Raw genomic sequence first — 25,930 nt, 5'->3', positions numbered from 1 at the left:
ATTACTTAGAAGCTTAATTGCGTAAGCTTTGCAGATTTTTGAGGTCTACTTTGGATTTAATTTTTTCGTCTGTTTTTACATTTCCTTTTTCGATAAAAAGTAAAGCCTGCTCCATAACTTCATCGCGTCCTTCCTGAATTCCCTTTATAGTTGGCTTTACTTCAATATCGGGAACAATTCCGACTCTTTGAGTTTCTTTTTTGTCTGGATAATAAACGCCGATTCCAGAGAATAAGGTGCGAAATCCGTTGAAACCAAATACCGAAATATTGCCATCTGCACCAGAGGTCTGGCTTCCGATAATCGTAGCGTTTCCAGAAGCTCGAAAAGACATCGCAGTCCATTCTGCATGACTCTGCGTGTTCTCGTCAACCAAAACAATTACTTTTCCTTTATAGTTATTCTTATTTTCTGAACCGCTGGAAGTACCGCTGCTCCATTTAAATCTTCCCGGGTAACTTAAATCCGGAATGGTATAAATGGCAAATTTCTCTTCATGAGCATTTATAAAATTTGATATTTCATGAATAGTTCCTTTTGGATAATTTCGAACATCAAAAACGATCGCTTTAGTTCCTTTTAATGCTTCAATCATATTGGGAACATCTTTCTCTTTTAAAATTCCCATATCAACATATCCGATATTATTCTCTAGAACTTTAAATTTTTGCTTCTTTTTCTTGGCTCCTTTTTTAAATTCATTTCTGTGAGAATCATGATAATCATACCATGTCATTGTTTTGGTACTATATTTACCATTTTTCAAAAACTCTACTTGCACAGTCTCCGATTTGCTTACCAATACCGACTTAACCAGCTTATCTAAAAATTTAGCTTCGTTAGACGCCGAAATTAAATCCCTATTTTCAGCAATAATTTCTTTTATGGTTTTATTATCGACTTTTGTAATTACGTCTCCCACTTTAATATCATCTGCCTGCGCAAGACTGTCGGCCAAAATTTCTGTTACAACCACTTTATTATCAATTATTTTTCCGTCAGCAGGAAAATATCTGGCTGCAGAGGGAGCGTCTGAATTTCGATATACATAAACATCTGTATGGCTGTCATTTATTCTGGAAGATAATTTTCTTATGACCAAAAAGAATTCCTCTTGATTTTTTGATTGAATGGTAAGCGGAATTATTTTTTCTAAAGTGATATTCCAATTTTCATCTGTTTGATATTTATACGGGAAAAAATATTCTACCAGATTCCACAGCATAAAAACCATTCTAAGTTTTGAATTCTTATCTGTAAAATCAGGATTGGCAGCACTTTCATTCTTCAAGGCAACATTTCCAACTCTCTCCAAACCATAAACATAAAACTGTTCGCCTTGAAACCTGTTTTCTTCAATAAATTTAAGTTTCTTCGAAAGTGTTCTAGAAAATAATTTATTGTTAATCCAAGATAAATCAAAGTTTTTATCAAAATACTCCACCTCTTTTGACGCTGTAATTGGAGCAATTTTTTTTACCTCTCCCAAACTATCAATCCAATTTTCGAGTAGTAAAGAAAAGTCTTTTTGTGTTTCGGCTTTTTCAATTTTAGGTAAAACATCTAACAATTGCTGATCCCAGTTAAAATCGCCATTGGCTACTTTTGGGTGATAATATTTAAGAAATCCCCAGACTTTACAGGTTGCTGCAAGTTTTTCTGTTTCTGTTATTTTAGTTTGGCTTAAAAGGGTTTGCGAAAAGACAATTAGAAAAAATAGGGTAATTTTTTTCATGCAATACTTCGTGGTTAGGTTAAAACAGTTTTGGGAAATTTACAATTGTAAACTGCGTCCAAAGTATAAAATAATTCTTAATAATCTTTACGATTTCCCACAATCGGAGAAAATTATGCAGCTAAAAGGGGGATTTATTTTGGCTGAAATTAAAAAAACCTTTGTCAAAGGTTTAAACTTTGACAAAGGTTTCTTTCTTATCTTATATTTCAAATCTTACCTTAAAAAAAACTCAATTCAGTTCTTCTAGTAATTGTTCTACGTCTTCGTAGTTTTCAAAATCCTCCGAAATGGTCAATAAAACCTCTTTACAGGCTTTATAATCTCTTTGTTTTAATTTGGATAATGCCAAATACCATTTTGCTTTTTCTTTAAAAATAGAATTTCCTGAGATCAGTTCGTTCAAAACGGCTTCGGCTTTTTTATAGTGGCTTTCTTCTACCAATGAAATTCCATAGAAATATTGAATTTCCGGCGAATGATTTTCTTTTAAAATAGTTTCAAAAAGCGGAATTGCTTTTGCATATCTTTTGCCATTAAAATCATCTTCTGCTTTTTTCAAGGTTTCTTCTGCAACTCCTCTCTCTGTAAAATAGGCGCTTTCGGGATTGTTGTAATCTTTAAACGAAGGATTTTGATCGTATCTAAAGAAAAACAATCCAAAAATGATAATTATCGAAGCTGCCGCTGTTGCATAGTACCAAGGCTGTATAGAAACGACTTTTGTTTTCTTTTTCTTGAAATATTTGTCTGAAATTCGGGTCAGATTTTGCTCAAAAGCTTGTCGTTCTGATTCTTTTCCAAATTTATTTTCAAGCTGCAAATGCATTTCTTTGAAAGTTTCCAACTCTTCAGCCAATTCCGGATTTTCTGCCAATTGCTTTTCAAAAGTATCTTTTTCATCAACGGTCAGCTCGCCTTGGAGGTATTGGTCAAATAATATATAGCGTTCTTCGTTCATGATTAATGTTTTTTTAAAGAGTTAAAATTTTTCGCTTCCTGAATCCACTGCGTTAATTGTCCCACACACAACGATTTCTTTTTTCGAACATAGCCATAAGTCACATCAAGTTTTGCAGCTACTTCTTCCATTGATTTTAACGTAAAACTGAGTTTTAAAACCTCTTGGCATTTTTCGCCCAGTTTCTCAAACATGGTATCAAAAAGTTTTTGTCTTTCATCAAATTCTTCTGATTGTTCGATCAATTCTCGTGCAGATTCACTAGTAGATAAAACATTCTCAAAAATTGTTACCCCTTTATTATCAGATTTTTTGAGTTCGTTGAGCCAGCGTCTTTTACACAAAAGAAAAAAGTAGGCATCAAATGGACAAGTTAACTGAAGTTTATTGGCTTTTGCCTGATTAAAAAGCAAAATCAGGACTTCCTGAATCACGTCCTGAGCCTGATCTTTATCTCCCGAATTATTGGTTATAAACATACATACTTTGGGCGCAAACTTTTTGTATATCATTTCGATAACTCCCGAATCATTTGCGGCAAGTCCGTCGATATATTTTTGGTCAGGATGAATTTTACTTTGATCCATAAAAAAGGTTTTAACTGCTAATTTAAAAAAAGAATCTCAGAAAATTTTACAACAAGGGGTAACAAAAATTCAATTATTTGTATTTAACAATATAAAAGTCTTTTAAAAATCATTAAAAAATTAAAAGAAATGAAAAATCACTCCTTTACAAACGAAAAGAATCTGGATCGATTTTATGAAATGATCGCCGCTAAAAAACGGAATGGTTTTGTAGTAACAGAACACAATGAGAAACTGCCGTATGTGGTTTTATCTAAAGAAAAAAAGACGATCAACCATGCACTGCATTTATTTTTAAGCTGTATCACTTTTGGTTTATGGCTCCTTGTCTGGGTCTATCTTCTTCTAAAGTTCTCCATTAAAAAAGAAATTTTACTCGCCGTTGACGAAGACGGAAATCTGTTTGAAGATAAATGCCTTTCTGTTTAATTTTTTTAAACACACAGAAACATAAAGTGAAACACCTTTTTTACAAGCCTTTAAAATCTATGTTTCTGTGTATTTAAAAATATTTCAAAAAAAAATCGAAAAAATGGGGTAACAATTTAAAAGCCTAATTGATTTAACTGTATAAAAGCCTTTTGAAAAATATTTTTGAAAACAGGGTAACAAAATTAAACCCTAATTGATTTACAAATAAAGTAATAACCAAAATCTGAAAAACCACTTGATTACTCAAGCCAGATTTATAAAACTAGAAATTATGAAAACAAATTTTAAAACAATCGGACTTTCACTTCTTTTACTGGTTTCTTTTGCAAGCTGTGATAACAGCGACGGAGACGACATCAAACTTTCGCCCCCAACAGCGGCCGCTTTTAAAAGCATCAGCGAAAAAGGGGTAAAAAGAAATACGCAAAACTTTACTATGACTGCTGGAAACGGCGTTGTGACTTTGACCTCTGCAAAAGGTGTTAAATTGTACATTAACGGAGATTGTCTGACCAAAAACGGAAATCCAGTTACGGGACAAGTAAATATCGAATACATCGAACTGTTTGACAAAGGAAATATGCTCGTAACCAACAAACCAACAATGGGAATTACGGCGGACGGAAAGAAAAATTTATTGATATCAGGCGGTGAATTCTTTATTAAAGCAACGCAGGGCGGTGTAGAATTACAAACTTCTTGCTCGTTAAGCATGATTGTTCCCACGGCTTTAACAGACGGATTTGACAACTTAATGACTTTATGGACTGGAGTTATTGATGAAGATGGTGAATTGGCATGGAAAGATGCCAGAGGTGCCGACGGAAAAGGCGGTGTACAAGGCGAAGGCAACAATTATTATGTAACATTCGGTAATTTTGGATGGACAAATGTGGACCGTTTCTACAGCGACCCAAGACCAAAAACCACTATTTTGGTTGATGTACCAGACGGTTACGACAATACCAACAGCGCCGTTTACCTTTCTTATGACGGCGAAGGAAACAATGCTCTTGCAAAATTAGACACTTACACCGCTCAAGGATTATTCAGCGAACATTACGGTCAAATTCCGGTTGGATTAGCATGCCACATTATTTTTGCCACAGAAGATAACGGAAACTGGCGTTATGCAATAAAAGGCGTGACTACAACTGCCAATGCGGTTTACACCTTTTCTCTGTCCGAAACAACAGTCGGTACAGAAGCACAGCTGGTAGCAGCAATCAATGCTATTCAGTAACTTACAAAATACTTTTTAAGAAAAAGTGGTGATTTGCTCACCGCTTTTTTTTACATTTAATCTAGTTTTCAAAACATTTTTAATGATTTTTAGAAGCTGATCCTGCTGTCCGCTGTATCTTTTCCTGCCTAAAGAAGGCAGCAAAAGGATGCCGCTCCCATCAGGGCTAAAAACACCTTTTGTAGTTATGAAACCACTAACGTCTATTTTCTTTATTCTTTTCTCTATTTTCTTAAATGGACAGACAAAAGTTAAAGACACCATAACCCGAAGAGCCAATATCGGTTTTACTCAAAATGGAAATCTGGTCAATTTTAAACCAGAAACACCGCCTTTGATTCCGATTGCGGGCGCGCCAAAACCTAGTTATTCGTATCTGTGGGAACTCGGAGACGGACATTACAGCAAAGAAGCAGCCCCCAAACATGTCTATAAAAACAAAGGCACTTATACCACACGACTTGCCGTAACCAATAATTATGACAATGGAAAACCGCCTGCAACACGCCCTAAAAAAGTGGCTGTAAACGACATTACCGACAATAATTTTAAAGACATTGCTTCTATTGCAGACCAAAACGGATTTGCGATTATCAAGAACTGCGATCCTATTCCAGATCAAGAAATGGTAGTCGTAGTGAGTTATCAAAATCTAGAGAATTATGTCTCGAGCGGCAAGCTTTATCTGTTTTACAATGAGAAAGAATTTAAACACAATAACTTCGAATTATCCGATTTTAGAACCTACGCAGGCGAACGAGAAGTTCAAGAAAAACTAGTTGCTGCAGTTGATGATCTCAACGATTCAAATAATTATTTAGCTGCTGCAGAAGGGAATTTCAAAACAAAATATAAAAACACAACAACCGAAGAAGATCTTGCTGCTTCTTTATTAGACGCACATAAAACGTATCACAATGTTTCTGTTTTAGAATTTGATGATGCCAATCCTGGAGAAACCCGAAATGTTTTTTACACTTTTAAAACTACTCCAGAAATGATTAAAGATACCAGTGCAACGGTTACTATGCGTGGTATTTTTGTCCCAAATCGAAGTTATAAAAACCATAAAATCAAAAAACTCGAAATGGAAATTGTGACCTCTCATGATCCTAACAAAATGGGATCTAACGGAAGTTTTATGAATTACAGATTGGTGCGTTTTAAAAGGGTAAATTTTAAAACCCGTTTTCAGAACAACGGTGAAGGTCCCGCGAGAAAAATTCGTTTAGAAACCGATATTCCGGATATGTTTGACAAGAAGACTTTTCAGATCGAAAGCATGTATCCAGAATGTCCGATCTGCCCAAAAGGAGAAGAACCAACCGTGAGCTGTCTCGATACAATTATCAAACAAAAACAGATTATTTTTACTTTCAAAAATATTTATCTTCCCGGAACGGAGCAGAAAAATGTACACGAAAAAGATTCTACCAAAGGTTTTGTCAAATATTCGATGAAGTTTGGTGAAGATTTTCATAAAGTAAAAACCAAAAGCCGAACGGCGATTATTTTTGATAAAAACGAACCTATAATTACCAATTATGCCACTACCCGATTCCTTCCTGGAATTTCGATTGGGGCCAAAGCAGGTTATAATATTTATCCTGATTTAGAAAAATCTACAAGCTATTTTGTGGGTGCGACGCTTTCGCCTTTTAAATCCTATCGTTTTTACTGGCAGGTAGAATGGGAAAATGCCTTTAACCAATACAACAGCGCTATAAATGTAGTTGATGCTTTTAACACAAACGCCAACGGAACACGGCAGCTGGTACGGACTACAACTTTTACAGAAAACAAAAATATCAATTGGGAAATTCCGATTTTGATTCGATACAACATTAATAATTATATCGGAATCGGTGCGGGAATTCAGGCGAATGTCAATGTTTCATCCGAGCAGCATCAAACGATACAAGTCGATACTTATGAAGGTGACAAGGAAAACTTTTTGATTAGTTCTACAACCAATTCAAACAAAACAAAAAATACTTTTACCGATTATAAGGCAGGTCTTTTGTTTGACCTTACGGCTGGTTTTGCCAGAATCGGGCCGAGTGTGGGTGCGCGTTATGTGATGAATTTTGAACAGAATTTTAATTACTTTCAGGTTTATGGAATTTGGAAGTTTTGATTTTTATTGTGGATTTCCGCCGCGAATTCACGAATTATTATTGAAAATTCGTGAATTCGCGGCGGAAATCTTAAGCTATAAATTACTCATAATATGAACTTATATCGCTTATATGGTTTACTCTTTTTTTTACTGAGTCTGAATGTTTTTAGTCAGAATCAGGAAGAAAAAATTTATAATGCAATTGATGTTTTCACTGCTCAGCCTTCCGCGGAAGCGTTATCGAATTTAGCGCAGACTGAAAATGATTTTTGGAAAAATCCCAAACCCAAAAGCAGCGAAGAATTACTAGCTATTGTTATTTTGAACTGCAACAAAGGTTATTTTGAAAATCAGTTTGGGCAGACTTTAGAAGCGGTAAAAAGCTATGAAAAGGCTTGGATGCTCTATCAGAAAAAAAAACTCAAAAACTATGATATAATTGAATATTGTCTAAAACCTTTAGGCAATTTATACACAATTTTGGGCGATTATGAGAACGCCGAAAATATCATTAAACAATACTATTTTATTTCCAGCGAAGAAAAAAATGAAACGCAGAAAGTGGCGGCCATTGTCAATTTATCCAATGTGTACCAAAACACAGGAAATGTTGAAAAAGCAATTGATTTAATCGAAAAAACGCTTAAAACTGAGAAACTTTCGACGACGCAAAAAGGTGTTTTATACAATAATCTCGGCGCTAATTATGTATTGACCAATGTTGGTTTTGTTGTAAAAAATAATGCTCTGAAAAATGCCGAAAGTTCTTTTTTGAAAACCATTTCATTATTAAAAAAAGACAAATCACAATCCGAAACTTTAGCGAATGCCTATCGAAATTTAGCCAAACTAAAAATCGAACAAAACGATCTGAAAATGGCTTCGGAATATTTGGTGAAAGCGAATATCGAATTTCAAAAAATTACCAGCAAAGAACCGAGAAAAATAGCACAGCTGTATTACGAAACTGCTTTTCTGAATTTTAAACAAGGTAATATTAATGAGGCGAATCAAAACATTTCAGCTGTTTTTAAAACTTTGATTCCGAATTATAATGCGAAAAACAGTCTTCCAAATCAAAATTCGCTTTATGCAGAAACGGTATTATTAGATGCTTTAGATTTACAGGCTGCGCTTTATTCAGCCGAAAATAAACCTCAAAATGCATTGAAGAGTTTTATGCTTTCGTTTTATATCGAAGAGTTGCTGCAAACGATTTTAATTTATGAAAATTCTAAAATCATTACGCAGATAAGAAACCGAAACCGTACTGAAAAATGCATCGAAATCTATAATTTGCTTTATCAAAAAGAGAAAAAACCGGGTTATCTAGAAAGCGCTTTTTTGCTTTCGGAACAGACAAAATCGGTCGTTTTGAAAAGTCATCTTTCGAACGCGGCATCGCTTTCGAGAGAACAAAAACTGATTTTACAGCAATTACAAAACTGGAATACGACAATTCTAAAAGAACAGCAAAAACTGGAGCTGGCGGATATTTCTAAAATCAATGAAGCGATCAAAAAGCAAAATGAATTGATGCTGCTTTTAAAATCTAAAGACACCAAAACCAACACAAAATCTCAAAATGCGTTTGAACTGACAAAATTGTTTGACAAATTAGAAAAAGATAATGCTGTTTTGGTGGAGTATTTTTTTGGATCGAATGTGATCTATAATTTCACTATTCAAAATAAAAAAATAAAACTCTATTCCATTTCTTTAGAGCATAGAGGTCTGACTGATTTAGTCGGTTTTATAAATTATTTTAACGACGCGAAAACAATTGCTGATAATCCTAAAAATTACAATCGTTTAGGAAATAAAATTTACAAAGAACTTGAAATTCCGAAACCTCATCATCATAAAAACCTCATTATAATTCCCGATGGTATTTTGGGTTTTCTTCCTTTTGAGGCGTTGATTACCCAAGAATCTGAAACAGCCAACTTTGCTAAAATGCATTATGTATTGAATGATTTTGATTTGGCGTATACTAATTCAGCCGACTTTTATTTGAATGCTGTCCCGTTTTCGAATGACAAAAAATCGGTTGTCGGGATCTTTCCTGTTTTTGAAAAGACCAATTATGCCCTTCGCTTTTCTAAGAACGAATTGCAATCCATAAAAAACAATTTTGACGGACAATTTTTTGAAAATGAAAGTGCAACTTTTTTAAATTTTAAAAATAATGCCGCTGGAAAATCGATTATTCATTTGAGTACGCACGCGTCGGCAGGCGATTTAGAAACTCCGGCCAGCATCAAATTTTACGATCAGGAAATCGTGTATTCTGAATTGTACAACTTACAGCTTAATCCCGATTTGGTAGTTTTAAGTGCCTGCGAAACGGGAATTGGAAAATTGTTTAAAGCAGAAGGTGCGATGAGCGTGGCAAGAGGTTTTCAGTTTGCGGGCGCGCGGAATCTTTTATTCTCATTGTGGAATGTAAACGATTATACGACCTCTGTTTTTATGGATTATTTTTATAAAAATGTCAAACATAATTCTTCTTATTCAAAAGCGGTATCCGATGCCAAAAGAGATTTTTTAAAAGATGAAAACGTTTCAAATGCAAAAAAATCCCCTTATTATTGGAGTGCTTTTGTGTATTACGGAAGTATTGAAACTCCTGAAAAATCACCCAATTATATCCTATATATCATTAGCTTTTTGGTAATAATTGGCTTATTTTTGGTTTTCAAGCGATATCTAAATGGAAAATCTTCACGAAATTCTCAAAATTGAGAAGTACAAAAAAATAAAATTTAAAATTACCAAAACACAGCACCTAGAGATAAAAGCCAAAATCAATGGCATTAAAGGAACTTTTATCTTAGATACCGGAGCATCAAATACGTGTGTGGGTTTTGAGAGTATCGAACGCTTTGAATTATCGGCAAAAAACTCTAAAACTAAAGCTTCTGGCGCTGGAGGTACGGGAATGGAGACCCAGATTTCTTCTCAAAATAAGCTGGAACTCGGAAAATGGAAAAGTAAAAATTTCAGCATTGTTATTTTTGATCTTTCTCATGTCAATGAAGCTTTAGAATCTTACAAAGCAAAACCTGTTCATGGTATTATTGGCGCAGATATTTTATTGGAGGGAAAAGCAATTATTGATTATTATAATCATTATTTGTACCTTAAATAAAAGGGAAATTCCAAAAATTTTAAAAATCGAAATTCCAATAAAAAAGCCTTCAATATGAAGGCTTTTTTCTGTTTATTCTATTTCTTGTTTTAAGATTTCTGTTTTCGGAGCAGTATGTTTTTTCAATGAAAAATAAGCCACAAAGGTACTTAATAACATCAAAATGCCTCCCAGAACAAATGGCGCTCCAGCAAATTTGAAAGGCGCGTCTTCATGAGTGAAAAAGTAAAAAGTGTTGGCCATCATCGGTGGTCCAATAATCGCAGAAGCACTCATTAAACTGGTTAAAGTTCCCTGAATTTCTCCCTGTTCACTTGGCAAAACTTTACTCGAAATTACAGATTGAAGTGCAGGACCTGCAATGCCGCCAAGACAGTACGGAATTAAAATTATAAAGATGAACCAGCCCTTTGTAACAAAAGCGAATAAAAACATTCCGATTGTGTACAATGCTAAACCTGTGTAAATACTTTTTTCATTTCCTAATTTTGGATTAATCCAGCGAATCAAAACGCCTTGTACCAAGCCAATCAGCAAACCAATTATTCCTAGTGAGATTCCGATCATTTTTTCATCCCATCCAAATTGATAAATGGTATAGAAACTCCAATTGCTTTGTACTGCATGGCCTCCAACATATAATAGAAAAACGGCAGAAATTAATCCAATTAAAGTAGGATGTTTTTTTAAACCTAAAATAGCTCCAATCGGATTGGCACGTTTCCAATCAAATTCTCTTCTGTTTTCTTTTTTAAGTGATTCTGGCAAGATGAAAAATCCGTACAGAAAGTTTACCATACACAAAACAGCCGCTGCGTAAAACGGAACTCTTGAACCATATTGACCTAAAAGACCTCCAATTACAGGACCGATTATAAATCCTAATCCAAAAGCAGCTCCAATTAATCCGAAGTTTTTTGCTCTATTTTCGGGAGTACTCACATCTGCAATATAAGCCGAGGCTGTAGTAATACTTGCTCCAGTTACTCCAGCGATAATTCTTCCAATAAAAAGCCACGTAATTGTCGGCGCAAAGGCAAGTAAGATATAATCTAATGAAAATCCGAAAAGAGAGATTAATATAATTGGTCTCCTTCCAAATTTATCACTCAAATTTCCAATTAAGGGAGCAAAAACAAATTGGGTTATCGCATACGCGAAAGTTAACCAGCCGCCAATTTTTGCCGCTTCGCTGATATCGCCTTGAATCAGCTCTTCAATCAATTTTGGGATAACCGGAATAATAATTCCCCATCCTGTAATGTCAATTAACATGGTTATGAATATAAAACCAATCGCCGCCGATTTATCTTTTTGTCGCATAGTAAGTTTGGTAAGATGATGCAAATAAACATCTTTTTAAATTAACAATAAAAAATCCCAAATTCCAATAAAGGAATCTGGGATTTTTTGTCTGGTGAAATTCTAATTGAAATTGGAATTTCACTATTGAAAATCAAATCAAAAATTAATGTGTATGTTTCGGATTAAAACCGTCTTCGCTTAATTCTGTATGCTCATAATCGGCAACCATTTCAGCTTCGTAATCGATTTTTTCTCCTTTAGAGAACTTACGAATAATTTTCTCCATAATATCATAGATTACCGGCACTACGATCAAAGTAAGGAATAATGATGAAATCAAACCTCCGATAATTACCCATGCCAATCCGTTTTTCCATTCTGCTCCAGCTCCAGATGCCAATGCAATTGGGAACATACCAAATACCATCGCAATTGTTGTCATCAAGATCGGACGTAAACGAGCGTGGTTTGCCTGGATTAATGCCGTTCTAATCGATTCTCCAGCCGCCCTTCGCTGGTTGGTATAGTCGACAAGCATGATCGCATTCTTACACACCAGACCAATCAACATGATGACCCCTAAAATTGTAAAGATATTTAATGTGTTGTTTGTCAAAGCAAGTGCAAATAAAACTCCGATAAACGAAAGCGGAATCGCAAACAATACAACAAACGGGTGAACAAAACTGTCATAAAGACCCACCATTACAAGGTAAACCAAAATAATAGCCGCTAATAATGCAATTCCTAAAGTACCAAAACCTTCAGATTGGTTCTCTTGATCACCACCCCAGATGTAATTTACTCCGGTTGGTTTTTGCAATTTATCTAGTTTTTCCTGCCATTGCGTAACAATTGTTCCTGCCGGCACCCCAACGTTCTGACCTTGTACAGTTACAGAAGCTGTTTTATCTCTACGCTCTAGTTTACTTGGTCCAGAACCTTCTGTAATTGTAGCAAATTGGTTTAATTTAATCTGCTGCCCTGCATTGTTTACGAAAATCAAATTACTAACATCAGTAATATTTTTTCTATCAAATTCGTTGTATTTGATGTTGATATCGTACTCGTATTCACCAGCTCTAAATTTACCGTCTGTATTACCGCTATACGCTGTCTGCATGGTTAAACCAACTGTTTGAAGTGTCAAACCTAAAGCAGCCATTTTATCTCTGTCAACCTGAACGTTGATCTCTGGGTTTCCGTCCTCAACTGTTAATTTAATCTCAGTTGTTCCAGGAATTGTGCGTAATTCAGCCTCTGCCATTTTAGCAAATTTCATAGCGCTTTCTACGTTTGGTCCTGTTACGATCAAACCTAAAGTAGCGTCTTCAGCAGTACCCAAAATACCTACTGGAACTGTTTTTACTTTTGCTCCAACTAATATTTTCTCTAGTTTACGTTTTGTTTTAGCAGCATAAACGTTGGCATCATCTGTACGATCTTTTTGCTCGATCATTTTAACATCGATCTCTGCTTTGTAAGCAGTTGCCTGCGCCGCTCCTAAACCTTCACTGGTTTGTCCTACCGTTGTAATCTGACTGAAAACATATTTCTCTCCTTTTAAGAAAGCTTCTGCTTTTTGCGTCATAAAGTTAGTCTGCTCCAACGAAGCGTCTTTTGGCATCTCAATTTGTACTAAGAACTCTCCACTATCAGAAGAAGCAAAGAACTCTCCTCCGATGTAACCGCCTCCCATTAACCAGAAGATCGATCCGAAGAACATTACCAATACAATTCCAATAGTTTTAAAATAGTGATCTAAACACCAGTTTAATAAATTAGAAATCCAATCTGTAAAACGGGTTAAATAGCTTTCAAATCCAAGAATAACTTTTCCGAAAAGATTTTTTCCTTCAATATGCTCCAATTTTCCAAAACGTGAAGACAACCACGGAATAATTGTAAATGAAGCCAATAACGAGAACATGGTAGATATAATTACCGTAACACAGAATTGTGTAATAATGTTAGATACCAAACCGGTACTCATTGCAATCGGTAAGAACACCACAACAATTACCAATGTAATCGAAGTTACTGTACCACCAATTTCTGCAGTACCGTCATATGATGCACGAATTTTGCTTTTACCCATCTCCATATGTCGGTAAATATTCTCCAGTACCACAATCGCATCATCCACAAGAATACCCACAACAAGAGATAAACCTAGTAAAGACATCAAGTTAAGTGTGTAACCTAACAAATAAATACCGATAAATGTCGCAATCAAAGAAGCCGGAATAGATACCATTACGATCAATGAGTTTCTAATACTGTGCAAGAAGAACAACATTACAAATGCTACCAGAATAACCGCGATTAATAAATCGTGTACCACAGAATCTGCTGCTTCAAGTGTAAAGACTGTACTGTCTTTTGCCACTTCTAATTTTAATTGAGCCGATTTGTAATCGCTCTCTAATGTTTTGATTGTTTTAATCAACTGCTCACTTACCGCAACAGCATTGGCATCTGATTGTTTTACAATTTGAAGTACAATCGCACTTTTTTGATCTACACGCGCAATTTTCTCAGCAAGTTTTTGTGTATCCTGAACGTCAGCGATATCTCCTAAACGAACCTGGATACCATCTTGAGAAGAAACCACTAAGTTTCTTAATTCCTCAACATTTTTATATTTACCCGCTAAACGGATTAAGATTTTTTGGTTACGAGTCTGGATATTTCCTGTTGGGAAATCCAAATTTGAAGTCAAAATTGTCTGTTGTACCTGAGGAACAGAAAGTCCGTAGCCCTGCATTTTAACAGCATCAAGATTTACCTGAATCTCACGTTCCTGACCACCAATAATATTTACCTGCGCCACACCTTGTACACGAGATAAAACAGGTGCAATCTTTTTATCGATCAAATCGTAAAAAGCAGCCTCGTCCATTTTACCATTCGCACCAAGGGTCATAATTGGTAAATCGCTCAAAGAGAATTTAGTCAAAGACGGCGGATCGGCATCATCTGGCAGATCACTCAAAATCGCATTGATTTTACGCTGTGCATCATTCATCGAAATATCTACATTCGCAGTAGATAACAATGTAATTGATACTACCGAAAGACTCTCATAAGATTTCGAGTCAATCTTTTTAATATTTTCCAATGATGCAATCGCATCTTCAATCTTTTTTGTTACGGTATTTTCAACCTCACTAGGAGAAGCTCCTGGATAAACAGTAGAAACCGTAATAACGTTGGTTTCAAATTTTGGGATCAGCTCATAGCCTAATTGGCTGTAACTGAACAATCCACCTAGAATCAGAATTGTAAACAATACAATTACTAACGACGGACGTTTTATGGATATTTCGGCTAATTTCATATTTTTTGCTTTAGGCAACAGGCTTTAGGCAATAAGCTTATGGCTTACAGCTGACAGCGTAATGCTTTAAATTACTTAATAATTTCTACTGTATTTCCGTCTTGTAGGTTGATTTGACCTGTAACAATCACAACTTCTCCATCATTCAAACCATTGATGATTTCAACTTTATCACCTAAAATTCTACCAGCAACAACTTTTTTCAATTTAGCAACATTATTCTCTACAACAAAGATTTCGTTACTGCTTACACTTCCAACAAAAGCATTTCTTGGAACAATTTTTAAGTTTTGTTTTTGGTTGTTAGAACCAAAGTTTGCTGTTCCGTACATACCTGCTTTTAAGTCGTTATTAGCATTATTTGTAATTTCGATTTCAACAGGGAAATTTAAAGAAGCATCTGCTTTTGAAGCAATGAAAGTAATTTTTCCAGAGAAATTTTTATCAGGATAAACGCTTGCTGTAATGTTTACCTGGCTTCCTAATTTTAAACTTGCTACTTGAGTTTCGTTTACTGTAGCAGTCAATTTTAACTTAGAAACATTTACAATATCAAATAAAGCAGTTGCAGGCATTCCAGCTAAAATAGAACCTGGTTCCACATATTTTTTGTTAATGTATCCGTTAATCGGAGCTTTAACTTTAGTATCACCTACATTAATATTTGCTTGTGTTAAGTTAGACTGAGCATTTGTCAAAGCTAATTTTGCCTGATCTAATTGTTGTTTTGTAACACCGCCAGTTTTAAAAGCATTTTCATATCTCTCATAATCAGATTTTGCATTTTGATAAACTGCCTGAGCTTGCTGTGCGCTTACATTGATAACGTCGCCTCTTACAGTTAAAAGAGTTTGTCCTACTCTAACGTAATCACCTTCTTTTACTAAAACGCTTATTACTTTTCCAGATTTTTCAGCAGAAAAAGTTAATTCCTGAATTGGTGCAAAGTTTCCGTTTGCAGTAAAGCCTAAGTTTACATCTTCTGTTTTTACAGTCGCTACTTTTACCGAAACTGCAGCATTTTTTTCTGCTACAACAGCTGTTTTCGCTTCATTTTCTGCTTTATTTTTATTTAAGAGGTAGCTGATCCCGAAAAAAGCTGCGATTATGATTACGAGTGTTATAATTATTTTCTTCATTGTAATAAGTTATTTAGTAAGAGATTTTAGTTCGCCTTTTGATTTAATTAGAGATATTTCGGCAATTTTATAATTTAAGACTGCTCTGGTATAGTTATTTTGAGCTTCAAGTGATGCATTTTCAGCGTCAAGCAAATCGGTTAGAGAAGCTAATCCTTGAAGATAATTGTTTTTGGTATTGCTTAGAATTTCAGTTGCCAAACGCATGTTTTCTTTTTGATTCTCGATCGTTACAAGATTATTGTTGATCTGAGTTATAGCGTTTCTGTAATCCAGATCAAGAGACAGTTTTGTGTCTTTGATGTCTTCTTGAAGCGATCTAATTTGTACATCTGCCTGTCTCACTTTAGCACGAGTTCCGAACCCTGTAAAGATTGGTACATGTAGATTTAATCCGATAGAAGAGAAATCTGACCAATAAACACCTTTGTCTGGTTTTGCAAACCAAGGAAATTCCGGTCCCTGCCCAATGTAATTGTAACCTGCAGTTAAAGAAAGTGTTGGATAATATCCTGCCTGAACTGCTTTTTTATTGAAAACTAAAAGCTCTTCTTGTTTCTTTAAAAGCAGATATTCTGTTCTGTTTTCGATATTTGGTTCTTCTGTCAATGCAGCTGGGACAACCTCAAATTCTTCTTTTGGTAATACGATTTGAGTTTCAATAGGCATTCCCATATAAAACTTCAAAGCATTTTCCTGCAGAGCAATTTGATTTTTAATCTGCTGGCGTTCTGTATCAATATTGGACATTTTTACCACAATACGATCTAAGTCGATTTTTTTGGCCAAACCATTATCAAACTGTCCTTTAACGATGTCACGAACTTTTGTTGTATTAACATAGTTACTGTCCAACAAAGCCAATCTTTCTTGTTGTACATAAACAGAATAATAGTTATTTGCAACTCTTTCAATAACTTGTTCTTCTGTTAATTGATCGTTTATCTGATAAAACTCACGAGTAGATCTTGCCGCTCTTAATCCCGTAAAAACAGATTGGTCAAAGATTGCCTGCGTTAAAGAAAGTCCTGCAGTTGAGGTCCATTTTTGACCAAATGCTGCCTGAATCGTTGTTCCCGGCTGACCGAATCCTGCTCCGTCAATAACTGTAGTCTGGATAATTGGATTATAGGTTAGATTTCCGTTGGCAGAAATTTGAGGTAATGCTCTAGAGCGCACTTCCTGAATTTTATACTCGCTGTTTTCAACCTCAAGCTTTGCCTTTTTTGCATCAGCTTTATTTTGAAGCGCATATGTAACTGCGTCTTTCAAGGTTAAAGTTGTCTGCGCACCGGCCGATAAGCCTATTGTAAACAAACATATAAGAAAGATTCTTTTCATAAGTAGTTAAATATTTATTTTAAATTTTGAGATAGTTCGCCATTACTCCACGTAAACGAATGACGATTAATTTTGGATTGATGATTAATTGATAATTCTTTTTAGCTGTTTTTCTAATTCCTGTACTCCTGCCTCCGTGGCCATTGCACGAGTATGATATTCTAATGCTTCTAATTCTATTTTTTGAGCTTCACTTTCAGAAACTGTATTTTCATTAATATGAAAAATCAGCGTGTAATAAAACTTTACATAAATGTCTACATCTAATTCTGGACGATATAACCCTTCTCGAATACCTTTTTCTATATTTTCTTTAAAACATTGTGTACACTGATCAATTTCGTATGACAAAATATTTTGATAGATTTCTGGATAATGTTTCTTTAATTGATAAATTGGAGAAGTATCAGTATTGTTTTTAAACATATCTCGAAACATCTCTCTAATTTCGAAATTCTCATGAATGGCATTATAATTTTTAGCAACTATAGTATCCATAATTTCGTGAACTTGCTTATGAACCATTGAAGTACTTTCTTCAATCAAAACTTCTTTATTACAGAAATATTTGTAAATCGTTTTTTTGGATATACACATTTCACCTGCAATATCATCCATTGTAACACTCTTAAAACCAAGCTTTAAAAACAACTCGCTTGCTTTTGAAATTATTTTCTCTTTCATGTTAAATTCTCCAATTGTATTACAAATATACTTTGGAAACTAAAATCAAAAAAATAGTTTCCGATTTATTTGTAATAATTTTACATTAATTTATTCTTTCGGTAAGATTTATATGCTAAATTCCAGATTTGCAATAAGCTTAATATCTTTTCCAAGAGCCAAACCTCCACTATGATTAAAAGAATTATAATCTAATCCAAAATCTTGGCGTTTAATATCTCCTTTTATTTCAAAAGCAACTTTCTTTTCTCCATTGTAATCGTGAACACCAATAAATTCTGCATCCAATTCTACAACTTTGGTTACATCTTTAATGGTCAAATCACCTTTGAAAAAATTGATATTATTATTTATTTTTTGAAATGATGTCGATTTAAAGCTGATGACAGGATGCTCATTTACATCAAAAAAATCATGAAGCTGCAAATGTGTATCAATTTGCTGGAAACTGTCATTTTTATTATTGATATCCAGAGAGAACTCAACCGAAGCATCTTCAATTTCGTTATCTTCAATATTAACATAACCACCAAATTTATTTGTAGTTCCTCCTAAATAGGCTATTATCGAATGTCTCATCTTGATTAAAACATCTGACTGGCTAGAATCTAAGGTCCATTTTGTTTTCATAAATACTTCATTTAATTGATTTTACAAATCATCAAATTTTCCATGGAAACTTTTAAAGTGTTCTTAGTTTCCATTTGACGATGCAAATATAAACAGGAAACTGAGAATACCAAAAAAGTTTCCGAGTTTTTTCTAAAAAAAAATTAACATATTAGAAATTAGAAAGGTTAGCCTCGATCTTTAGGCGTTATTACGTTTTTAATACATTCATCATAAGATAATTCATATTTGAATTGTATCTTTGAGCCTCGTAAATCAGATTTTCACTTTATGCACGATATTAGTCAGTACCAAGATTTTTTTATACAATATTTACAAAATCAAAACATTCACAAAGAACCTTCTAATCTTTACGAACCGATAGAATATATTTTAGGTCTTGGAGGAAAGCGCATTCGACCAGTCTTAACATTAATGGCTGCTGAAGTTTTTGATGCCGACTATACAAAAGCATTGCCGGCTGCGATGGCTGTAGAGGTTTTTCATAATTTTTCTTTGGTACACGACGACATAATGGACGACGCTCCTTTGCGAAGAGGACAAGTTACGGTACACGAAAAATGGAATCTGAATACCGGAATTCTTTCTGGTGATGCGATGCTGATTCTGGCTTATCAGTATTTTGAGCAATACGAGCCAAATGTTTTTAGAAATCTTGCAAAATTATTCAGCAAAACCGCTCTTGAAGTATGCGAAGGACAGCAATGGGACGTTGATTTTGAAACCCGAAAAGATGTAACGATTCCCGAATACCTAAAAATGATCGAGTACAAAACAGCCGTTTTGGTTGCTGCAGCGATGAAAATGGGGGCAATTGTAGCCGAAACTTCAGAAAATGAAGCTGATTTAATCTACGATTTCGGTCTTAATTTAGGCTTAGCTTTTCAGCTTCAAGATGACTATTTAGATGCGTTTGGAGATCCTGAAACCTTTGGAAAACAAGTTGGAGGCGACATTATTGAGAACAAAAAAACCTATTTATATCTAAAAGCATTAGAATTTTCGTCAAGCGAAAAAGCATCGGCATTAGAGCAGTTATTTACGTTACAGTTAGAGGATAATACAACTAAAATCGAAACTGCAAAAACAATTTTTAACGAATCTGGCGCTTCAAAAGCAACGCAGGAAGCTATCGAAATGTATACATTAAAAGCATTCGAAACTTTAGAAAAAATGGAAATCAGCGCTGAGAAGAAAAAAGTTTTAAGAACTTTTGGCGAAAATTTAATGGGACGTAAGGTTTAGTAATCCGTTTTAAATGTCAGTTTTGAGTAAAAAAAATCTACAATCATAATCAGCAATCTAAAATCTAAAATAAATATGTTTGTAGCGCCAATAAATACAGAATCTTTACTAGAGCAAGCTCAAGCACAGACTTTATACCTAAATCTTATTGAGCAGATAAACAAGGATTTTAATTTGGCTAATGAAGGAATTGATTTTCCGTTAAGTATTTCGCCAGACGAATTAAAAATGCAGCTGCACGAAAAAATATATCGAATGATTCAATACAAATTTGCTGAGTACTTGAATCTTCTTTATATAATTGATGTTCCAGAAAATGAAATCAAAAGCCTGGACGGCTCCGATTTGGTAATTCTTGCCGAGCAAGTCGCTTTTTTGATTTTAAAAAGAGAATGGCAGAAAGTTTGGTTTCGGAATTATTATAGATAAAAAAGGTACTGAGATGCTAAGGTTCTGAGGCACTAAGGTTTTTCGTTAGGTCTAATAATACTTTTCAACTTAGCAAATTCAGACCAAAGTCCAAATCCACTAACATCTAATTTACTTCCTGTAATTTGCGTACGACCGCATTTAAAACAAATTTTTGCTATACCAACTGTTTTTTCTTTCTTTTTAAAAATAAAAATATCCCTGTATTCTGCAGCACAGCCAGCAAAAATAGTTTGTAATGAATCTTTTTCACTAAACACATTTTCAATCCCTTTTTGCTGTTTAAGTGATAAATCAGATTTTTTGTAGTTATGATTTAATAGAATCTTCTCGAAATTTTCTTGCGGAATTGTATCAGGAAAAGTACTTACATAAATTTTAAAAAATTCCTTTTCCTTTTTAGTATTATTATCTTTCATAAGGATTTTAGCAAAATCATCCTCAGAAAAATTCAAATAATAATGATCAATTTCATCAGAATCAAAAAAAGGTCGTAATTCCTTTTTTACAACCTTTTTATTTTCAATATTTGATTTATTCGAATTATTACAGCTTAAAGCAACAATTGAAATAATTATAAAAATATATCTTTTCAAATTTCTGTATTTAAAAAACTTAGAATTTCAGCATCTTAGCCCCTTAGCAACTCTAAAAATAAACCCTCACAAAAGGCATAAATCCAGATCCGTAAAGGCTTCTGTCTGGATCATACAAAACATCGTAACGTGCACCGATAGTTACATTTCCAGTCCTGTAACCTGCCCCAAGGTATAATGCAGTATTCCAATAACTATCAGAAAAAGCAGGTCTGTTAATATTAGAGTCATATCTCGTATCCACTCTTACCTGCTCTAACTCTGCAGACAATTGAAGTTCGGGAATCGGATTTACAAGCGTAATTAAACTCCCTCCGTAAACATATGATTCATAGTAATTTCTTGAGTTTAAGTAACCAAATTGTAAACCAACACCAACAGCAACAATTTGGTTTACGTTGTAAATGGCGCTTGGCATTATAGAAATATCGGTATAACCAGAACCAATTCCTAAACCTAACCCGCCGCCAAATTGTACTTTTTCCCAGAAATGATTACTGTTATCAATAACATATTTTTGTTGAGCAATAGAATAACTAGAGAATAAGGCTGTCAAAATCACAAATAAATATTTGCAATCGATTGAAAATTGAATTTTATTCATAGTTAACGTTTATTTTAACAAATTTTTACGTAAAAGTACGTAAAAAAAAGATTTAAATAAGTGTGATTGTTGTACTTTTGCCTTTCTATATAACAAAAAGTATATTCACTCATATTATGGATAGGTTTTCATTTTTAAACGCAGCGCATACCGAGTTTTTTGCACAATTATACGATCAATATTTAGTAAACCCAGACAGCGTTGAGCCTAGCTGGAGAAGTTTCTTTCAAGGTTTTGACTTTGGACAAACTACTTATAACGACGAGAATCCTGTGCAAACTATCGTTGAGTATGTAACTAGCGACAACACAGATTACAGTCAGGTTTCAGAAAAACTAAAAAAAGAATTCAACGTTCTAAAATTAATTGACGGATACCGTACGCGCGGGCATTTATTCACGAAAACAAACCCTGTTCGTGACCGTAGAACTTCTTCTCCAACTTTGGATATAGAAAATTTCGGATTATCTACAGCAGATCTTTCTACTGTATTTGATGCTGCACAAACCATCGGAATGGCTCCTTCTTCATTGCAGGATATTGTAAACCGTCTTAAAGCGATTTACTGCCAGCATATCGGGATTGAGTACATGTATATTAGAAATCCTGGCGTTGTAAAATGGATTCAGGACAAATTAGCTGTTGATAACAACCAGCCAAATTTTTCTACAGAAGAAAAGAAAACAATCCTAAATAAACTTAACGAAGCAGTATCTTTTGAAAACTTCCTTCATACTAAATATGTGGGTCAAAAACGTTTCTCATTAGAAGGTGGTGAATCTATTATCCCGGCTCTTGATGCTTTAATCGAGCAGGCTGCCGAAAAAGGCGTTGAACAATTCGTAATGGGAATGGCACACCGCGGCCGTTTGAACGTTTTGGCAAACATCTTCGGAAAATCGACTCAGGACATTTTTGGTGAGTTCGACGGTAAAGATTACGATCAGGAATATTTTGATGGTGACGTAAAATACCACTTAGGGCTTACTGCTGACAAAAAAACAAGAACTGGAAAAAGCATCAATATCAATTTAGCACCAAACCCTTCTCACTTAGAAACTGTTGGAGCTGTTATTGAAGGTATTACCAGAGCAAAACAAGATAAATATTTCCCAGAAGATTTTTCAAAAGTATTACCTATCGCCGTTCACGGAGATGCTGCAATTGCAGGACAAGGTATCTTATACGAAATCATTCAGATGGCACAGCTTGACGGTTACAAAACAGGCGGGACTATCCATATTGTAATCAATAACCAAGTTGGTTTTACAACAAACTACTTAGATGCGCGTTCGTCAACTTATTGTACAGACGTTGCCAAAGTAACCCTTTCACCAGTACTACACGTAAATGCTGATGATGCTGAAGCTGTTGTACACGCTGTATCTTTTGCATTAGACTACAGAATGCAATTTGGACGTGACGTATTTATTGATCTTTTAGGATATAGAAAATACGGTCATAACGAAGGTGACGAACCTCGTTTTACACAACCAGTTTTATACAAAATCATTGCAAAACATAAGAACCCAAGAGATATTTATGCTGAAAAATTACTTACTGACGGCGTAATTGATGCATCCTATGTAAATGCTTTAGAAAAACAATATAAATCTGCACTTGAAGAAAACTTAGAAGCTTCTCGTAAAAAAGATTTAACAATCATTACTCCATTCATGAAAAATGAGTGGGAAGGATTTGTTCAGGTTACTGATACGCAAATGCTTCAAAAAGTAGATACGACTTTTGATAAAAAAGGATTAGATTCTATTATCAACACGATTTCTACTTTACCTGCTGATAAGAAATTCATCAGTAAAATCACTAAAATTGTATCGGACAGAAAAGCCGGTTATGACAATAACACTTTGGATTGGGGAACTGCAGAGGCATTAGCTTACGGTTCTCTTTTAACTGAAGGTTTTGATGTTCGTATTTCTGGTCAGGACGTCGAGCGTGGTACATTCTCTCACCGTCATGCCGTTGTTAAAGTAGAAGATTCTGAAGAAGAAGTAATTTTATTAAACGGAATCGAAAACAAAAAAGGAAAATTCGGAGTATTCAATTCTCTTTTATCTGAGTATGGAGTTCTTGGTTTTGATTACGGATATGCTTTGGCAAATCCAAAAGCATTGACTATTTGGGAAGCACAGTTTGGAGATTTCTCTAACGGAGCTCAAATTATGATTGACCAGTATATTTCTTGTGGAGAAGATAAATGGAACAACCAAAACGGTATCGTTCTTTTATTGCCTCACGGATATGAAGGTCAAGGAGCTGAGCACTCTTCTGCAAGAATGGAGCGTTATTTACAACTTTGTGCAAGACAAAATATGTATGTTGCAGATTGTACAACGCCAGCCAATTTCTTCCACTTGTTGAGAAGACAAATGAAAACAAACTTCCGTAAACCTTTGGTAGTTTTCTCTCCAAAAAGTTTATTACGTGACCCAAGATGTGTTTCAACAGTTGAGGAATTAGCATCTGGAAGTTTTCAAGAAACTATTGACGATAATACAGTAGATAAAAAGAAAGTAAAAACATTAGTTTTTGTTACTGGTAAATTCTACTATGATATTGTTGCCGAAAGAGAAAACAACGGAAGAAATGATGTTGCAGTTGTTCGTATCGAACAATTATTCCCTTTCCCAGCAGAGCAAATCAAAGAAATCATTGCAAAATATCCAAATGCTGATGATTATGTTTGGGCTCAGGAAGAACCTAAAAACATGGGAGCTTACAGCTTCATGTTAATGAACTTTGACTTCATCAAGTGGAGACTTGCTTCATTAAAAGCTTATGCTGCGCCTGCATCTGGAAGTTATACACGTGCAAAACGTCGTCATGCAGATGCAATTAGAATGGTATTCGATAAAAACTTATTTAGATAATAAAAAAATTGTTTCAAGTTTCAAGTTTCAAGTTTTGTAAAAAACTGAAACTTGGGACTAACTAAAACTTTAAACAAAAACAAGATGATTTTAGAAATGAAAGTCCCATCACCAGGGGAGTCAATAAAAGAAGTTGAAATTGCAACTTGGTTAGTAAAAGACGGAGATTATGTAGAAAAAGATCAAGCGATTGCTGAAGTTGATTCAGATAAAGCTACTCTTGAACTGCCTGCTGAAATGAGTGGTGTTATCACACTTAAAGCAGAAGAAGGTGATACAGTAGCAGTAGGAGCTGTAGTTTGTTTAATCGATACAGATGCAGCAAAACCAGCTGGCGACGCTCCAGCAGCTGAAGCTCCAAAAGCAGAAGCACCAAAAGCAGAGGCTCCAAAGGCAGAAGCACCGAAAGCGGAGGCTCCAAAAGCAGCTCCAGCAGCAACAAGTTATGCGGCAGGAACTCCTTCTCCGGCAGCAAGAAAAATATTAGACGAAAAAAATATAGCTCCAGCATCAGTTTCAGGAACTGGTAAAGGAGGAAGAATCACTAAAGATGATGCTGTAAACGCAGTACCTTCTATGGGAACTCCAACTGGAGGAAGCCGTGGAACTGAGCGTACAAAATTATCAATGTTACGTCGTAAAGTAGCTGAAAGATTAGTTTCGGCTAAAAACGAAACGGCTATGCTTACTACTTTCAACGAAGTAAACATGACGCCAATCAACCAAATTCGTAACGAATACAAAGATGCTTTCAAAGCGAAACATGGCGGATTAGGTTTAGGTTTTATGTCATTCTTTACAAAAGCAGTTACAAGAGCTTTACAATTGTATCCAGATGTTAACTCAATGATGGATGGTGATTACAAAATCGCTTATGATTTTGCTGACATCTCAATCGCAGTTTCTGGACCAAAAGGTTTAATGGTTCCTGTTGTTCGTAATGCTGAATTATTAACTTTCCGTGGTATCGAAGCTGAGATCAAAAGATTGGCTTTAAGAGCTCGTGATGGTCAAATTACAGTTGACGATATGACTGGAGGAACTTTTACAATTACTAACGGTGGTGTTTTTGGAAGTATGTTAAGTACTCCAATTATCAACCCTCCTCAATCTGGAATCTTAGGAATGCACAATATTATTGAGCGTCCGATTGCAGTAAACGGAAAAGTTGAAATTCACCCAATGATGTACGTGGCACTTTCTTATGACCACAGAATCATTGACGGACGTGAGTCTGTTGGTTTCTTAGTTGCTGTAAAAGAAGCTTTAGAAAATCCAGTTGAATTATTAATGAATGGCGATGCTAAACGTGCTTTAGAACTATAATCTAAAACATTTTTCATTATACAAAAACCCCGCTCTTATCTGAGCGGGGTTTCTTTTTTTAGTCCAATTCTTAGTTAAGTCAATTTTAACCAAATAGCAAGGTATTTAATTTGGAATAAATAAAAATAAAGTTTGCTTGATAAGCAATCATGGCTTACATTTGCGCTATTAA

The 25,930-nt window shown here is 34.8% G+C and carries 20 protein-coding genes; 9 read left to right on the top strand and 11 right to left on the bottom strand.

What is annotated here, in order from left to right; genetic code table 11:
- Nucleotides 1-13: 13 nt before the first annotated feature.
- The 3 genes from C4F50_RS09045 to C4F50_RS09035 all read right to left on the bottom strand — a co-directional run bounded on the left by C4F50_RS09045 (nt 14) and on the right by C4F50_RS09035 (nt 3,283).
- Nucleotides 14-1,735 (bottom strand): S41 family peptidase, encoded by a 1,722-nt coding sequence (locus C4F50_RS09045; RefSeq protein ID WP_193846120.1) that lies wholly within the window; start codon nt 1,733-1,735, stop codon nt 14-16.
- A 232-nt stretch (nt 1,736-1,967) separates the two neighbouring features.
- Nucleotides 1,968-2,696, bottom strand: coding sequence for a tetratricopeptide repeat protein (locus C4F50_RS09040; protein ID WP_193846117.1), 729 nt, complete (start codon nt 2,694-2,696; stop codon nt 1,968-1,970).
- A 2-nt stretch (nt 2,697-2,698) separates the two neighbouring features.
- Nucleotides 2,699-3,283 (bottom strand): RNA polymerase sigma factor, encoded by a 585-nt coding sequence (locus tag C4F50_RS09035; RefSeq protein ID WP_193846116.1) that lies wholly within the window; start codon nt 3,281-3,283, stop codon nt 2,699-2,701.
- A gap of 129 nt (nt 3,284-3,412) precedes the next feature.
- Between C4F50_RS09035 and C4F50_RS09030 the strand changes: the two genes are divergently transcribed.
- The 5 genes from C4F50_RS09030 to C4F50_RS09010 all read left to right on the top strand — a co-directional run bounded on the left by C4F50_RS09030 (nt 3,413) and on the right by C4F50_RS09010 (nt 10,228).
- Nucleotides 3,413-3,712 carry a hypothetical protein gene (locus C4F50_RS09030; RefSeq protein ID WP_193846115.1) on the top strand — a complete coding sequence of 100 codons (300 nt, stop codon included), beginning with the start codon at nt 3,413-3,415 and terminating at the stop codon, nt 3,710-3,712.
- A gap of 274 nt (nt 3,713-3,986) precedes the next feature.
- Nucleotides 3,987-4,958 (top strand): hypothetical protein, encoded by a 972-nt coding sequence (locus C4F50_RS09025; RefSeq protein WP_193846114.1) that lies wholly within the window; start codon nt 3,987-3,989, stop codon nt 4,956-4,958.
- A gap of 187 nt (nt 4,959-5,145) precedes the next feature.
- Complete coding sequence (locus tag C4F50_RS09020; RefSeq protein ID WP_193846113.1) at nt 5,146-7,095, top strand: PKD domain-containing protein; 1,950 nt, start codon at nt 5,146-5,148, stop codon at nt 7,093-7,095.
- Nucleotides 7,096-7,188: 93 nt separating this feature from the next.
- Nucleotides 7,189-9,822 (top strand): CHAT domain-containing protein, encoded by a 2,634-nt coding sequence (locus tag C4F50_RS09015; protein ID WP_193846112.1) that lies wholly within the window; start codon nt 7,189-7,191, stop codon nt 9,820-9,822.
- Nucleotides 9,791-10,228, top strand: coding sequence for a retropepsin-like aspartic protease (locus tag C4F50_RS09010; RefSeq protein WP_193846111.1), 438 nt, complete (start codon nt 9,791-9,793; stop codon nt 10,226-10,228). Before C4F50_RS09015 ends, C4F50_RS09010 begins: the two co-directional genes overlap by 32 nt.
- Before the next feature lie 72 nt (nt 10,229-10,300).
- Here the strand turns inward: C4F50_RS09010 and C4F50_RS09005 are convergent, their stop codons facing one another.
- The 6 genes from C4F50_RS09005 to C4F50_RS08980 all read right to left on the bottom strand — a co-directional run bounded on the left by C4F50_RS09005 (nt 10,301) and on the right by C4F50_RS08980 (nt 18,667).
- Entirely contained in the window at nt 10,301-11,551 is a 1,251-nt protein-coding gene (locus tag C4F50_RS09005; protein ID WP_193846110.1) for a TCR/Tet family MFS transporter, read from the bottom strand.
- A 145-nt stretch (nt 11,552-11,696) separates the two neighbouring features.
- Nucleotides 11,697-14,873, bottom strand: coding sequence for an efflux RND transporter permease subunit (locus C4F50_RS09000; RefSeq protein ID WP_193846109.1), 3,177 nt, complete (start codon nt 14,871-14,873; stop codon nt 11,697-11,699).
- Between the two features lie 71 nt (nt 14,874-14,944).
- Entirely contained in the window at nt 14,945-16,012 is a 1,068-nt protein-coding gene (locus tag C4F50_RS08995) for an efflux RND transporter periplasmic adaptor subunit (RefSeq protein ID WP_193846108.1), read from the bottom strand.
- A gap of 9 nt (nt 16,013-16,021) precedes the next feature.
- On the bottom strand, nt 16,022-17,353 hold the full coding sequence (locus C4F50_RS08990) for a TolC family protein (protein WP_193846107.1): 1,332 nt from the start codon (nt 17,351-17,353) through the stop codon (nt 16,022-16,024).
- Between the two features lie 84 nt (nt 17,354-17,437).
- Nucleotides 17,438-18,037, bottom strand: a complete 600-nt coding sequence (locus tag C4F50_RS08985; RefSeq protein ID WP_193846106.1) for a TetR/AcrR family transcriptional regulator — start codon at nt 18,035-18,037, stop codon at nt 17,438-17,440.
- A 108-nt stretch (nt 18,038-18,145) separates the two neighbouring features.
- Nucleotides 18,146-18,667 (bottom strand): YceI family protein, encoded by a 522-nt coding sequence (locus C4F50_RS08980; protein WP_193846105.1) that lies wholly within the window; start codon nt 18,665-18,667, stop codon nt 18,146-18,148.
- Nucleotides 18,668-18,937: 270 nt separating this feature from the next.
- Between C4F50_RS08980 and C4F50_RS08975 the strand changes: the two genes are divergently transcribed.
- Together C4F50_RS08975 and C4F50_RS08970 are read left to right on the top strand one after the other, a co-directional pair.
- Nucleotides 18,938-19,912 carry a polyprenyl synthetase family protein gene (locus C4F50_RS08975; protein WP_193846104.1) on the top strand — a complete coding sequence of 325 codons (975 nt, stop codon included), beginning with the start codon at nt 18,938-18,940 and terminating at the stop codon, nt 19,910-19,912.
- 75 nt (nt 19,913-19,987) lie between these two features.
- The gene (locus C4F50_RS08970; protein ID WP_193846103.1) at nt 19,988-20,341 is read left to right on the top strand and encodes a hypothetical protein; all 354 of its coding nucleotides are present in this window, start codon (nt 19,988-19,990) and stop codon (nt 20,339-20,341) included.
- Between the two features lie 32 nt (nt 20,342-20,373).
- Here C4F50_RS08970 and C4F50_RS08965 read toward each other — a convergent pair whose 3' ends face one another.
- Nucleotides 20,374-20,937 (bottom strand): hypothetical protein, encoded by a 564-nt coding sequence (locus C4F50_RS08965; protein ID WP_193846102.1) that lies wholly within the window; start codon nt 20,935-20,937, stop codon nt 20,374-20,376.
- A gap of 52 nt (nt 20,938-20,989) precedes the next feature.
- Nucleotides 20,990-21,541, bottom strand: a complete 552-nt coding sequence (locus C4F50_RS08960; RefSeq protein WP_193846101.1) for a hypothetical protein — start codon at nt 21,539-21,541, stop codon at nt 20,990-20,992.
- Nucleotides 21,542-21,657: 116 nt separating this feature from the next.
- On the opposite strand from C4F50_RS08960, the gene C4F50_RS08955 reads away from it, so the two are divergent.
- Together C4F50_RS08955 and odhB are read left to right on the top strand one after the other, a co-directional pair.
- Nucleotides 21,658-24,432, top strand: a complete 2,775-nt coding sequence (locus C4F50_RS08955; RefSeq protein WP_193846100.1) for a 2-oxoglutarate dehydrogenase E1 component — start codon at nt 21,658-21,660, stop codon at nt 24,430-24,432.
- An 84-nt stretch (nt 24,433-24,516) separates the two neighbouring features.
- The gene (gene odhB / locus C4F50_RS08950) at nt 24,517-25,758 is read left to right on the top strand and encodes a 2-oxoglutarate dehydrogenase complex dihydrolipoyllysine-residue succinyltransferase (RefSeq protein ID WP_193846099.1); all 1,242 of its coding nucleotides are present in this window, start codon (nt 24,517-24,519) and stop codon (nt 25,756-25,758) included.
- Nucleotides 25,759-25,930: the final 172 nt, after the last annotated feature.

This window comes from Flavobacterium hungaricum (genome assembly GCF_015182285.1).
GTDB classification, from domain to species: domain Bacteria; phylum Bacteroidota; class Bacteroidia; order Flavobacteriales; family Flavobacteriaceae; genus Flavobacterium; species Flavobacterium hungaricum.
This window is presented reverse-complemented; position numbering and strand designations above follow the sequence as displayed.